The following is a 12,567-nucleotide window of genomic DNA, read 5'->3' as shown; positions in this document are numbered from 1 at the left end:
AAAGGAAATGAAATTATATAATAATAAGCTTAAAAGGAGTTTAAAATGAGGGTTTGTGGTTTTTTAAGGAAAGGTATTAAAAAAATTATTAAAATAAATATTATTTTAAGTAAAAATAAGAGAAAATTACCTTTATTTTAATTTCAATACAAAGGTTTTTCTAAATGAAAAAGATAATCTTGACATTTTTAATGTTTGCTAGTTTTTTATTTGGTGCTGTTAATATAAATACAGCTACAGTCGATGAGCTTAAAAGCTTGAAAGGTATAGGTGATGCTAAGGCTAAAGCTATAGTCGAATACAGAAAAGATCAAAATTTCACTTCTATAGAAGACATAAAAAAAGTAAAAGGTATAGGTTCAAAGATATTTGATGGTATAAAAAATGATATTACAGTAAAATAAGCTATATCAAAAAACTTGTTTTGCTAATATCAACCGCAAAACAAGCCTAAATTTATTTACTTCTTTTTTTCAATTTTTTGTAATCCACCTTATCTTTAGCGAAAAGTATTGAAAACAACAATGCTGGCAATACAAATAATGCCGCAAAAACTGCGTTAAATTCTATTCCTAAACCCACCAAGACCAAGCCACCTAGCCAAGAGGCAAGAGCTATGCCGACATTAAAAGCCGCTTCATTTACGCTTACAGTGCTATCTACGTAAGAATTTGTGTGTCTTTTTGCTTTATGTAAGGCTATCATTTTAAGAGCAGGTATAGTAGAAAAAGCTAAAAAGCCTATAATAGCTATATTTATCAAAATCAAAATTTTATAATGCATAGATACAGTTACCAGTAAAAATGCTGCTACTTGCAAGACAAGTATTATCCTTAAACTAGCTATAGAGCCTATTTTATCAGCTAACCTTCCTCCATATAAATTTCCAAGTATGGCACAAAAGCCATATATTAAAAGTATATATGCGGTATTTGCTGTTTTAAAACCACTTATATCGACTAAAAGTTTTTGTATGTATGTGTAAAGCACAAATTGAGCTCCACAAGTGCAGATTGTTATGGTATAGGTTTTTATAAGGTTTTTATGAGAAAAAGCCGGTATTAAATTTTTAAAACTCATTTTTTTTGAACTTATATTTTTTGGCATTAAATGAAATATGCCAAACAAAGCAAAAACAGTTATAACAAATATAAGCAAAAATATAAATTTAAAACCAAAAAAATGTCCTATGAATGTCCCTAATGGAACGCCAGTAACCAAAGCCACAGTAAGCCCTGTAACCATAACAGCTAAGGCTCTAGAACGAATATTTGAAGGCACTACAGCAGTAACTGCTAAGGTAGCTATCACAAAAAATACCCCGTGTTGAGTGCCTGCCACAAAACGTGCAAAAGCTGTAAGATAAAAATTTGTGCTTAAAAAAATTATGAAATTTGCAAGGGCAAATATGCTTAAATTTATTAAAAGCTGGGTCCTTCTATCATATTTACTAAGAGGTATGCTTACAAGTGGCGCACCTATAAAAACACCTATAGCATAAAGTGTTGTTAGCCAACCAGCTGTCTTTGCATCTATTTCAAAATAACTTTCTACATCTACTAAAACTCCAGCCATTACAAATTCAGTAACCCCTAAGCAAAAAGCACTTAAAGCCAAAGCAAAAATAGTTTTTTTATATGTTTTCATTTGAACCTCTTTAAAAAAAAATTAATTATAGCTTAAAAAATACATAAAAAATTTAAATAATATAATCTTGTTATAATTAATTTTTTTTACATTATGCCGATATTGTTATTGACATTAGACATAAAAGGAGTTATCTATGATCGATGCAAGTATGTCAAATGCGTCTTTAATGTCCCTCATCAGCACAAACACTCTAAAGCAAGCTATACAAAGCAATGAGGAAGCAGTAGCCCAACTCATAGAGTCTGTTTCTGCACTTAGTTCTGGTGAGGTTTCTGGCACATCAAGCTCTTCGGGTCTTGATATATACGCCTAAAGGTGTCTTTGACACCTTTTTTGTTTATAACCTCTTTTTAATCTTATTCTTTGTATAATATTAGCAAATCAACATTTTGGAAAATTCAAATGCAAGGCATAAAAGAATTTATAAAAAACGAATCTTTTCCGGGTTTTTTGCTAATATTTTTTACAATCTTAGCGTTAATATGTCAAAATAGTGCTCTTAGCGTAATTTACGAGAATTTTTTGCATTTAGAGCTTGGAATATCAGTAAATGGAGAGGGTGTATCCAAAGAAATTTCTAAAAGCCTTGTCCATTGGATAAACGATGGGCTTATAGCCATTTTCTTCTTTTGTATAGGGCTTGAATTAAAATATGAAGTTATGAGAGGGCAATTAAGAGATATAAAATCCGTATCTCTACCTATATTTGGAGCTATTGGCGGTATGCTAACTCCTGCTTTAATATTTGCTCTTATAAATCATTCAAATGATTTTGCTATGCGTGGCTGGGCTATACCTACTGCTACTGATATAGCTTTTGCGGTTGGAATTTTAATGCTTTTAAAAGGAATCCCAACTAGCTTAAAACTTTTTTTACTAAGTCTTGCTATATTTGATGATTTAGGTGCCATAATCATAATAGCACTTTTTTATACGGGCGAACTTTCAGTTTTTGCTATATTTATTTGCTTGCTTTGTATAGCCTTGTTTTTCTTGCTAAATTATTTACATATTTCAAATTTAGGCTTTTACTGCATAATAGGAGCTATATTATGGGTAGCTATGCTCGAAAGTGGGGTTCATGCTACTCTTTCTGGGGTTATAGCCGCTATATTTATACCTATTGATAAGAAAAATGGCGATTCTTTTTCAAAAAAAATTTATGATAATTTAAATCCTTGGGTTGTTTATTTTATCTTGCCTGTATTTGCTTTTGCGAATGCTGGAGTGGATTTAAGAGCACTAGATATTAATTGCTTACTTTCTCCTGTTAGTCTTGGCATATTTTTAGGGCTTTTTATAGGAAAACAGCTTGGAGTGTTTTTGTTTTCCTACATAAGCATAAAGTTAAAACTAGCTACCTTTCCGCAAGATGCAAACTACAAGCAATTTTATGGAATTTGCATACTAACTGGTATAGGTTTTACTATGAGTTTGTTTATAGACGGTTTAGCTTATGTAGATGACTTGAATGCATTTGCTCAAGCTGATAAACTAGCTATTTTACTTGCTAGTTTTGTGAGTGCTATAGTCGCTTATTTATATCTAAGATTAATAAACAAGGCAAATGCTTGAATAAAATTTTAAGTATAATAAAAGATGAGGCTTTTGGTGGAATTTTGCTTATCATAGCTATGATTATAGCATTAGTCATAGCAAATAACTCAAATAGCACAGCCTACAAAGATTTTATATCTTTGCCGCTTGGTTTTCATATAAGCGATTTTGTTTTTTCAAAACCATTACTACTATGGATAAATGATGGGTTGATAGCTATATTTTTCTTTGCCATAGGTCTTGAATTAAAAAAAGAATTTTGTGAAGGAGAATTTAAAAATCCCAAAAATATCATATTGCCACTTTTTGCAGCAATAGGAGGCATAGTAGTTCCTGCCTTGATATTTACTGCTATAAATTTTAATAATGAATATGTTATGCGTGGCTGGGCTATACCTACTGCTACTGATACAGCATTTGCTCTAGCTATCTTGCTTTTACTAGGAAAAAGAATACCAAGCTCACTAAAAATTTTTTTACTAAGTCTTGCTATATTTGATGATGTTGGTGCCATTCTTATAATAGCTATTTTTTACACTAGTAAGCTATCTGTGATAGCCTTAGTAATATCTTTTTTTATAATATGCATTTTACTTACTTTAAATTTATTAAATGTAAGTAGAAAGTCTTTTTATTTCATTTGCTCTGCTTTTTTGTGGCTAGCTGTTTTGCAAAGTGGGGTTCATGCTACCTTAGCAGGTCTTATAACTGCCTTTTTCATACCTCTACATACAAGGGATAGACAGAATTTTTTAGATGAGATCCATGAGGGTCTTAAGATGTGGATAAATTTAGTTATCTTGCCTATATTTGCCTTTGCAAATGCTGGAGTAAATTTTGGTAATTTGTCGATTAAAGATATATTTTCTGGGGTTAGCGTTGGGATATTTCTTGGGCTTTTTATAGGAAAACAGCTTGGAGTGTTTTTGTTTTCCTACATATGTATAAAATTAAAAATGGCTAAATTACCACAGGATTCTAATTTTAAACAATTATACGGAATTTGCATACTAACTGGCATAGGCTTTACAATGAGCCTTTTTATAGACGGTTTAGCTTATGAAGTAAGCGACATATTTAAATACGCTGATAATATGGCTATACTTTTTGCCTCTTTTTGTTCTGGTATATTTGGATTTTTGTTTTTAAGGTTTTTTGCTAATAAATGAAATTTTTATTTGTTGTATTAGTTTTTTCTATGCTTTTTACCGCTTGTTCAACTAGCTCTTCTTACAGGTCCTCATATAAATCATACAGCAATTACAGCATAGTTTCAAAATTAAATTCTGTAAAAAGACAGTGGAGTAGAACTCCTTATGTATTAGGTGGGACAAAGGTAAATGGCTCGGACTGTTCTGGTTTTACGCAAACTGTTTTTTCTAGTTTTGGTGTAAAATTACCTCGCACTACAAGAGCTCAAATGAGTAGTGGTAGGTCTGTTTCAAGATCTAGTTTAAGAGCTGGTGATCTGCTTTTTTTTAGAACAGGTAGAGGTCCAAATGGACTTCATGTTGGAATTTATACAAGCAATGGTAAATTCATACATCTTTCAACAAGAGGTGGAGTAAAAGAAATGCAACTTAACACAAAATATTGGACTACAAAATATATAGGTGCTAGAAGGTATTTAAGATGAATGTAGGAATTTTTGATAGCGGAGCTGGTGGGCTAAGCGTTTTAAAATCTATTTTAAATGAGAATTTGTTTGAGAATATTTTTTATTATGGGGACACAGCAAGAGTGCCGTATGGAGTAAAAGACAAAGAAACCATAATAAAATTTTCACTTGAAGCATTGGATTTTTTTAAACAATTTAAACTTGATATGCTAATAATAGCCTGCAACACTGTCAGTGCTTATGCTTTAAAAGAGCTTAGAAAAAAAGCTGATTTTCCAGTTTTAGGAGTAATAGACGCTGGAGTAAATGCTACAAAAAATGCCCTATGTAATTTAAACGATGAAATTTTAGTGTTAGCTACGAAAGCAACCATAAATTCAAAGCAATATGAAAATAGATTAAAAAAGGAAGGCTTTGTAAATGTAAAATCTTTAGCTACTGGACTTTTTGTGCCTGTAGTTGAGGAGGGAATTTTTAATGGTAAAATAGTGCAAAGCTTGTTTGAGTATTATTTTAAAGACATATCAAAACAACCAGAAGCTATAATACTTGGTTGCACGCATTTTCCACTTCTTTCAGATGCTTTAAAAGAATATTTTGGCAAAAATACAAAATTAATTCATTCAGGAGATGCTATAAGCTATGAATTAAAAGATAAATTTAAACTAAAAAGACTAAACAAAAAGCCAAAAATAGAATTTTACGCAAGTAGCGATGTAAAAGCTTTAAAAGAAACTGCAAAACTTTGGCTTAAATAAGTTTTTAGTTAAACAAAGATGGCTCAAGAGATTTTAAAACAAAACTTTTTCTATGAAGACTAGAAAAACCATATCTTTTAATAAGCTCTATATGCAATGCACTAGCATATCCCTTGTGTTTTTTAAATTCATATTTATCATTTAAACTGCTCATAAACTTATCTCTACTCACCTTAGCTAAGATAGAAGCTGCACTTACCTCGCTTATTTTATTATCTGCTTTTATCATAGTTTTTATGCCGCTTACACCAAAATTTGTATTTCCATCAAATAAAAATTCACAAGAATCAAAATGCCTTTTTATGACACTTAAGGCTCTTTTAAAACATACGCTAAGACCTAATTCATCTATCATAGAATTTGAACAAAATAAAATGAGATAGCTTGAATTTATGCTTATAAGCTCAAATAATTCTTGTCTTGCTTTAGGGCTTAAAAGTTTTGAATCTTTTAAACCTTTCAAATCTTTATTTAATACACAAGCACAAACACAAAGCGGTCCAGCTAAAGCTCCTCTTCCGGCTTCATCTATGCCAACCAAGCTCATCTTAAAGAACTTTGCTTATAAATTCTAAATGCATTTTAGATTATGGTAAAATTCAGCTCTACCAAAACCCGGTGGAAATGGAATTTGTATAGAAAAATCTTCATAGCTATTACCATTTAATGAGTTAGCTATTAAAAGATTATAAGAAGCTTTATTAGAAACACCTTTTGAGGTTTTTATTTGGGGCTGATTTGCAAATATATCACCTGAAGAACCGACTTTATTAACTATGGTAACTTGTAAAAAACATTTTCTTATTGGAAATTTTGTTTTATTTGTTATTCTGCCTCTTACTGTAACTGTTTCAGAACTCAAATTCCTTGAAAAATTTACATTTGAAACCTCTGCTTGAACTATATAGCCATCTATGGTTATAAACAAGGAGTAAGCAATGATAGCAACCCCCATAAAACTAGTTGCATAGGCTGTCAAAGCTGATTTTATATCTTTTATTTTTAAAAAAACTAAAACACAAAGAGAAGTAAATACCAATATAGATGCTATAAGAACTATTATATGAAAAATAGTAAAAGCCATTTAAAAACACCTAGAATCAAGTCTAATAGTTAAATTTTCATCAGTGGAAACATTTTCAAAATTTATTCTGTGTTCTTGCACCTCGTTCTTTGTAAGATTGTTTTCTAAAATTTTACTTTTAAGTCTAAAAGGTATGTATTTTTGTTTGTATTTATCTAAGGTGCTAAGATTTGAATCATCTGTTTTATAAAGCTTGGCTATAATCTTACAGTAAGAAAAATCATATTTTGACTTATTTTCTATGCTTAAATCTATAGCTAAATTAGAGCTATCATAAAAATTATTGTCTATAACTGTTAGAATTCTATGCCTTACCTTATCGTCTATAAATTTATAGCCAAAATAAGCAAAAACAGGGCATATTATGAGCGATAGAAAAAGCACAAAAGATGCCCATATAGGCTTTTCGTGAAGCATTACGACAAAGAGTAGAAAACATACAAACACAAAAAGCACCAAAAGTATAAATACAAGGTCTATAGTGTAAAGGTGTTTTATGTAAAATAGTATGCCTTCTTTTAACTCAAGCATAGACTTTCCTCATATATTATTGTGGATTTACAGAACTTTGCACCTTGTTATCTTTTGTATCAACCCATATATTAGGCACTGCTCCACCAGGAGTTAAAAAGATTTTCGCATCTGTATTCGCCTTTAAAGCCTCATTAAATTTACCCTGCACCTCTATTTGTCTTAAATTTAACAAAGGATTATTAAGACTATTTGCGACCTCTTTGTTAGCATAAGCTTGTGCATCAGCTTCTATCCTAGCTGCATCAGCCTTACCTTTTGCACTAATTATTGTTGCATTTGCTTCACCCTCTGCTAAAGTAGCCCTTCTTATAGCCTCTTGAGTTGCTCTTTCTGCTTCTTGTCTAGCTATTTGAACTCTTTCTATTTGCTCTTTAACGCTAGGTGGCAAAATAATCTCTCTTAAATGCACATCTTGCAAATGGACAGGATTATTCTGCAAAGATGAGATAGTTTTTGTTATACCTTCGTTAATTTGAGAGGCTATAGCATTTCTATTTGCCGGTAATTCCTCAGCTGTATATTTACCTATAACACTTTGCACCACATCTCTTACAGTTGGGTCTATTATTTTATTTTCCCAGTTTAAATTCCACATAGCTATAGTTCTTGGAACTTCTGTAGGATTTAGACTATATTTTACAGTTATATTTACAAGCACGGTCAAACCTCTTGAATCAAGAACAGAAATGCTACCTTTATCAACTATACCTGAATTTGTCTGAAAACTAGAACTAGCACCATCTGAAGATGTGTAAGTCATTTGTCTTTGTCTAGTATCAACTATGAGAATTTTTTGAAAAATAGGAACAAAAAAGTGTAAGCCTGATTTTAAAGGCTCTGGGTCATAGCTACCTGTAGTTACCTTTATGCCCATTTCTCCCTCATTTACTATAGCAAACGGTCTTATCAAAACCAAGGCAAGTATTAATATAATAATGCCATATATAAAACCACTCGCCTTTCCAAAGCCTTTGAAATTTATATTCGGTGCTTTAAAATTAAAATTAGATTTGTTATCGCTATTAGAATTAGACTTCTTTTTAAAATAATCATTTAAATCTGCTGGCATATTTTTCCTTTATATATAAGTTAGCATATCTTTATATTTATCATTTCTTCCATAAACTACGTCAAAAAAAGCATTTTGCAAGCTGTGGGTTATATCTCCTCTTTTTCCACTTCCTATAATCCTAGCATCTACTTCATTTATAGGCGTAAGCTCTGCTGCTGTCCCAGTGAAAAAAGCCTCATCAGCGACATAAACCTCATCTCTGCTTATCCTTTGTCTTAGAACTGGTATGCTCAAATCATTAGCTAGTTTTAAAACAGTATCTTGAGTTATGCTTTTTAGAGAAAAATCATTTGGAGGGGTAATCAAACAACCATTTTTAACTATAAAAAAACATTCTCCTGTGCCTTCTGCTATAAAACCTTCCTCATCCAACATTAATGCTTCTTCATATCCAGCTTCTATCGCTTCGTATTTTGCCATTTGTGAATTTAAGTAGTTTGCACTCGATTTTGCCTTGCCCATAGACGATTTTACGCTATTTCTAGCAAAAGATGAAATTTTTACTCTTATGCCTTTATTAATACCCTCGTCTCCAAGATAAGCTCCCCACTCCCAAGCAGCTATTCCAACTCTTACCTTAGCTTTTGCGTGGTAAAGCCCCATTATACCGTCACCTAAAAAAATCAAAGGTCTTATATATGTATTTGCTTTGAAATTATTAGCTCTTAAAAGTTCTATCTGTGCTTGTTCTAATTCTTCTTGAGTATAAGGGCTTTTAAGTAGGCAAATTTTTGCCGATTCAATTAAACGTTTAGTATGTTCTTTTAATCTAAATATAGCCATACCTTTATCTGTTTTATAAGCCCTTGTTCCTTCAAAAACAGCATTTCCATAATGTAAAGAATGTGTTAAAAAGTGTAAATTAGCATCTTCAAAATTTACAAGTTTTCCATCAAGCCAAATTTTATCTGCTTTAATGCTCATAATAAACCTTTCAAAAAATTAAGATATTCTAACAAAAATAAACTAATGCTTAAAATTTAAATTATTAAAACAGTGTATCCGTCGGCATTTTTTTCTATTTTATAATTATACTTGCCATCTAAATATATGACTAGCCTGTAATATGTATTATGCGAACCTATACTAATCCTCTTAAAAGGTGCTTTTTTCAAATTTATGCTTTTTGTATTAAAAGCAGCATTTCTTTTAAAGTCTATAACTATCTTGCTAGGATTTCCCAAAGCAAAATTTCCCACGATTTCATCAGAACTTACAAGTTTGATACTTTTATCATAGGTTGCAAAGCTCAAGAATTCCTCTATTTTACCGTTTTCATTTGGAGACTGTATATTTACAGAAGAATTTATCTCGCTACTTGTTGCATTTATCTTTTTATTTTCTGGTATAGTTACTGAAACGTCCATTATCTGTGTTGAATCTGGGCTTTGAGTTTTATTTTTTATGAGAGAATAAGTTTCGTGCCAGTCTATACTTTTATTTATATTTAGTTTCATAGTCTTTTCAGTGCCATCAAAACTTATATAAGTTATGCTAATATCCTTTATGGCTCTAGCATCAGAACTAAATTTAATATCCTCTTTTTCAAGTTCTTGCAAACGTGCTTTTTCTACATCCTTTGGGGCGATAAAAGGATTGTCATTAGAAAACATAAAAACCGGTAGAATAAGAACAAAAATAAGACTATTTACTTTCATTTGGGTAAAGCCCTTTCAATTCAAAATAATCCTTTTGTGCTTGCGAATTTTGCTTTTTTAACCAAACTATCCTCTTTTGAATATCTTCTTTAGTGCTTTGCAAAGAAAGCAAGGTATCTAAAGAGGACTGCCCAAAAAGCATATTCCCAAAATATATCGCAGCTACTACAGCTACAACTCCATAAAATGTGCTTTTGAGTAGGTCTATATAAAAATGTCTTTTTTTTACCCTCTCGTCATAATCTTTTAATAAATCGCTTATATTGATTCTCCTAAATACTCATCATTTTCAAGCTCTATTTCAAGCAAACGGTTATACTTAGCAGTCCTTTCTCCTCTTGCTAAAGCACCTGTTTTTATTTGTCCTGTATTTAAGGCTACTGCAAAATCAGCTATAAAATCATCCTCACTCTCTCCTGATCTATGACTCATAATGCAGTTATAATTATTTCTTTGTGCAAGACGCACTGTTCTCATAGTCTGGGTAATAGTGCCTATTTGATTTGGTTTTATCAAAACAGCATTAGCCATTTTCTTGTTTATGCCATCTTTTAAAATTGCTTCATTAGTTACAAACAAATCATCTCCAACAAGCTGAACTTTAGATCCAAGCTTTTGAGTTAATTTTACCCAACCATCATAATCATCTTCAGCCAAACCGTCCTCTATGCTTACTATAGGGTATTTGTTGCAAAGCTCTATGTAACGCTCTATAAGCTCATCACTACTAAAACTTTTGCCTTCCAAATGATATTTACCATTCTTAAAAAGTTCAGTGCTTGCAACATCAAGAGCTAGTTTTATACGGTTTTCATAACCAGCTTTCTTTATGCAAGTCATTAAAAGATCTATAGGTTCTGTATTATTTGCCAAATTCGGAGCAAAACCACCTTCATCTCCAAGTGCAGTTGAATGTCCTAAATTCGCCAATTCATTTTTTAAGATAACATAAATTTCGCAAACAGAACGCAATGCTTCTTTAAAGCTTGTAAAACCATAAGGCATTATCATAAATTCTTGAAAATCTACGCTATTGTTTGCGTGTGCTCCACCATTTATAATATTACACATAGGAACTGGCAAAATACTTGCATTAGCTCCCCCTAAATAACGATACAAAGGTATATTTAAAGCATTTGCAACAGCTCTTGCATTTGCCATAGATACTCCAAGTGTTGCATTAGCACCTAAATTTGAATAATTCTTAGTGCCGTCAAGCTCTCTTAAAGTTTCATCTAGCTGGGTTTGATTAAAAGCATCAAGCCCTATAATATTTTCTGCTATGCTTTCATTTACATTTGATATAGCCTTTAAAACACCTTTTCCGCCAAATCTACTATCCTTATCCCTTAGCTCAAGTGCTTCTTTTGAGCCTGTGCTAGCTCCACTTGGCACTATAGCCTTTCCTATACTTCCATCACTTAATGTTATCTGTGTTTTAACGGTAGGATTGCCTCTACTATCAAGCACTTCATAAGCCATTACATCTTCTATATAAAGCATTTTACTCCTCCTCATCATTATCATCAGCGTTTAAAGCACCTTCTATACCTATTGAATTTTTTATAGAAGCTACTATCTCGTCTGCTATGTCTTTATTTTCCTTTAAAAATGCCTTGGCATTTTCTCTTCCTTGTCCCAATTTTTTAGCCTTATAAGAAAACCAAGCACCGCTTTTGTCAATTATATCGAGTTTAACACCATAATCAACTATCTCGCCTTCTTTACTGATGCCTTCTCCAAACATCACGTCAAATTCAGCCTGTTTAAATGGTGGTGCTACTTTATTTTTAGCTACTTTTACTTTTACTCTATTTCCTATAGATTCTTCATTTTGCTTCAAGGTTGCAACTCTTCTTACATCAAGTCTTACAGAAGAATAAAATTTAAGTGCATTTCCACCGGTAGTTGTTTCTGGAGTTCCATAACCCATAGCACCTATTTTCATACGAATTTGATTTATAAAAATCACTGTTGTATTCATCTTATGCACTATACCTGTTAGTTTTCTCAAGGCTTGAGACATAAGCCTAGCTTGAAGTCCGACATGCTGATCTCCCATATCGCCGTCAATTTCAGCCTTTGGAGTAAGTGCAGCGACGCTATCTACCACTATTAAATCTATAGCACCGCTTCTAGCTATGGTTTCTACGATTTCTAAAGCTTGTTCTCCAAAATCTGGTTGGGATATATAAAGATTGTCAGTATCTACTCCTAAATTTTTCGCATATCTAGTATCAAGTGCGTGTTCGGCGTCTATAAAAGCACAAACCCCGCCGGCTTTTTGACATTCTGCTATTATATGAAGTGTTAATGTTGTTTTTCCAGAGCTTTCAGGTCCATAAATTTCTATTATCCTTCCTTTTGGCACACCACCAATTCCAAGTGCTAAATCAAGTCCAACTGAACCCGTGCTAATGGAATCTATATGTTCTACTTCTTTATCTCCAAGTCTTAGTATAGTCCCTTTTCCAAAAGTTTTATCAAGACTTTTTAATGCTGCTTCTAGGGATTTTTTCTTGTTATCGTCCATAACTTTCCTTTTTGAATTGAAACTAAATTTTACAAAAAGAATTTTAACATAAACTTTATTTTATGTTTTTATTTTGCTAGAATTTAATTTTATTTTTAGAGGT

The 12,567-nt window shown here is 31.9% G+C and carries 16 protein-coding genes; 6 read left to right on the top strand and 10 right to left on the bottom strand.

Going from position 1 to position 12,567, the window contains the following annotated elements; translation table 11 throughout:
• Positions 1 to 164 precede the first annotated feature (164 nt).
• Complete coding sequence (locus Q0J35_RS06625; protein ID WP_297194369.1) at positions 165 to 404, top strand: ComEA family DNA-binding protein; 240 nt, start codon at positions 165 to 167, stop codon at positions 402 to 404.
• A gap of 52 nt (positions 405 to 456) precedes the next feature.
• Here Q0J35_RS06625 and Q0J35_RS06620 read toward each other — a convergent pair whose 3' ends face one another.
• Positions 457 to 1,647, bottom strand: coding sequence for an MFS transporter (locus Q0J35_RS06620; RefSeq protein WP_297194367.1), 1,191 nt, complete (start codon positions 1,645 to 1,647; stop codon positions 457 to 459).
• 136 nt (positions 1,648 to 1,783) lie between these two features.
• On the opposite strand from Q0J35_RS06620, the gene Q0J35_RS06615 reads away from it, so the two are divergent.
• The 5 genes from Q0J35_RS06615 (at position 1,784) to murI (ending at position 5,583) form a co-directional block, all read left to right on the top strand.
• Positions 1,784 to 1,963, top strand: coding sequence for a hypothetical protein (locus tag Q0J35_RS06615; protein ID WP_297194365.1), 180 nt, complete (start codon positions 1,784 to 1,786; stop codon positions 1,961 to 1,963).
• Between the two features lie 89 nt (positions 1,964 to 2,052).
• On the top strand, positions 2,053 to 3,225 hold the full coding sequence (gene nhaA, locus Q0J35_RS06610; RefSeq protein ID WP_297194362.1) for a Na+/H+ antiporter NhaA: 1,173 nt from the start codon (positions 2,053 to 2,055) through the stop codon (positions 3,223 to 3,225).
• On the top strand, positions 3,222 to 4,376 hold the full coding sequence (gene nhaA / locus Q0J35_RS06605) for a Na+/H+ antiporter NhaA (RefSeq protein WP_297194360.1): 1,155 nt from the start codon (positions 3,222 to 3,224) through the stop codon (positions 4,374 to 4,376). Before nhaA (Q0J35_RS06610) ends, nhaA (Q0J35_RS06605) begins: the two co-directional genes overlap by 4 nt.
• Positions 4,373 to 4,843, top strand: coding sequence for a C40 family peptidase (locus tag Q0J35_RS06600; protein ID WP_297194358.1), 471 nt, complete (start codon positions 4,373 to 4,375; stop codon positions 4,841 to 4,843). Before nhaA (Q0J35_RS06605) ends, Q0J35_RS06600 begins: the two co-directional genes overlap by 4 nt.
• Positions 4,840 to 5,583: a glutamate racemase gene (murI, locus tag Q0J35_RS06595; protein WP_297194355.1), complete on the top strand. Its 744-nt coding sequence runs from the start codon at positions 4,840 to 4,842 to the stop codon at positions 5,581 to 5,583. The genes Q0J35_RS06600 and murI overlap by 4 nt, the downstream gene beginning before the upstream one ends.
• A gap of 4 nt (positions 5,584 to 5,587) precedes the next feature.
• On the opposite strand, the gene Q0J35_RS06590 is transcribed toward murI, so the two are convergent.
• From Q0J35_RS06590 to recA, 9 genes are all read right to left on the bottom strand, one after another.
• Positions 5,588 to 6,130, bottom strand: coding sequence for a ribonuclease HII (locus Q0J35_RS06590; RefSeq protein WP_297194353.1), 543 nt, complete (start codon positions 6,128 to 6,130; stop codon positions 5,588 to 5,590).
• A gap of 24 nt (positions 6,131 to 6,154) precedes the next feature.
• Positions 6,155 to 6,667: a DUF2393 family protein gene (locus Q0J35_RS06585; protein ID WP_297194351.1), complete on the bottom strand. Its 513-nt coding sequence runs from the start codon at positions 6,665 to 6,667 to the stop codon at positions 6,155 to 6,157.
• Complete coding sequence (locus Q0J35_RS06580) at positions 6,668 to 7,198, bottom strand: DUF2393 family protein (RefSeq protein ID WP_297194349.1); 531 nt, start codon at positions 7,196 to 7,198, stop codon at positions 6,668 to 6,670.
• 16 nt (positions 7,199 to 7,214) lie between these two features.
• The gene (locus Q0J35_RS06575) at positions 7,215 to 8,270 is read right to left on the bottom strand and encodes a prohibitin family protein (protein ID WP_297194347.1); all 1,056 of its coding nucleotides are present in this window, start codon (positions 8,268 to 8,270) and stop codon (positions 7,215 to 7,217) included.
• Positions 8,271 to 8,279: 9 nt separating this feature from the next.
• Positions 8,280 to 9,197, bottom strand: coding sequence for a branched-chain-amino-acid transaminase (gene ilvE, locus Q0J35_RS06570; RefSeq protein WP_297194345.1), 918 nt, complete (start codon positions 9,195 to 9,197; stop codon positions 8,280 to 8,282).
• 56 nt (positions 9,198 to 9,253) lie between these two features.
• The gene (locus Q0J35_RS06565) at positions 9,254 to 9,931 is read right to left on the bottom strand and encodes an AMIN domain-containing protein (RefSeq protein WP_297194343.1); all 678 of its coding nucleotides are present in this window, start codon (positions 9,929 to 9,931) and stop codon (positions 9,254 to 9,256) included.
• Positions 9,918 to 10,073 (bottom strand): hypothetical protein, encoded by a 156-nt coding sequence (locus Q0J35_RS06560; RefSeq protein ID WP_297194341.1) that lies wholly within the window; start codon positions 10,071 to 10,073, stop codon positions 9,918 to 9,920. Before Q0J35_RS06560 ends, Q0J35_RS06565 begins: the two co-directional genes overlap by 14 nt.
• 116 nt (positions 10,074 to 10,189) lie before the next feature.
• Positions 10,190 to 11,434, bottom strand: a complete 1,245-nt coding sequence (eno, locus tag Q0J35_RS06555) for a phosphopyruvate hydratase (RefSeq protein WP_297194339.1) — start codon at positions 11,432 to 11,434, stop codon at positions 10,190 to 10,192.
• 1 nt (position 11,435) lies between these two features.
• Complete coding sequence (gene recA, locus Q0J35_RS06550) at positions 11,436 to 12,464, bottom strand: recombinase RecA (protein ID WP_297194337.1); 1,029 nt, start codon at positions 12,462 to 12,464, stop codon at positions 11,436 to 11,438.
• Positions 12,465 to 12,567: the final 103 nt, after the last annotated feature.

The sequence above is a fragment of the uncultured Campylobacter sp. genome (assembly GCF_944323605.1).
Lineage (GTDB): Bacteria > Campylobacterota > Campylobacteria > Campylobacterales > Campylobacteraceae > Campylobacter_D.
Note: the sequence above shows the minus strand (reverse complement) of the source record. Positions and strands in the feature narration are given on the sequence as shown.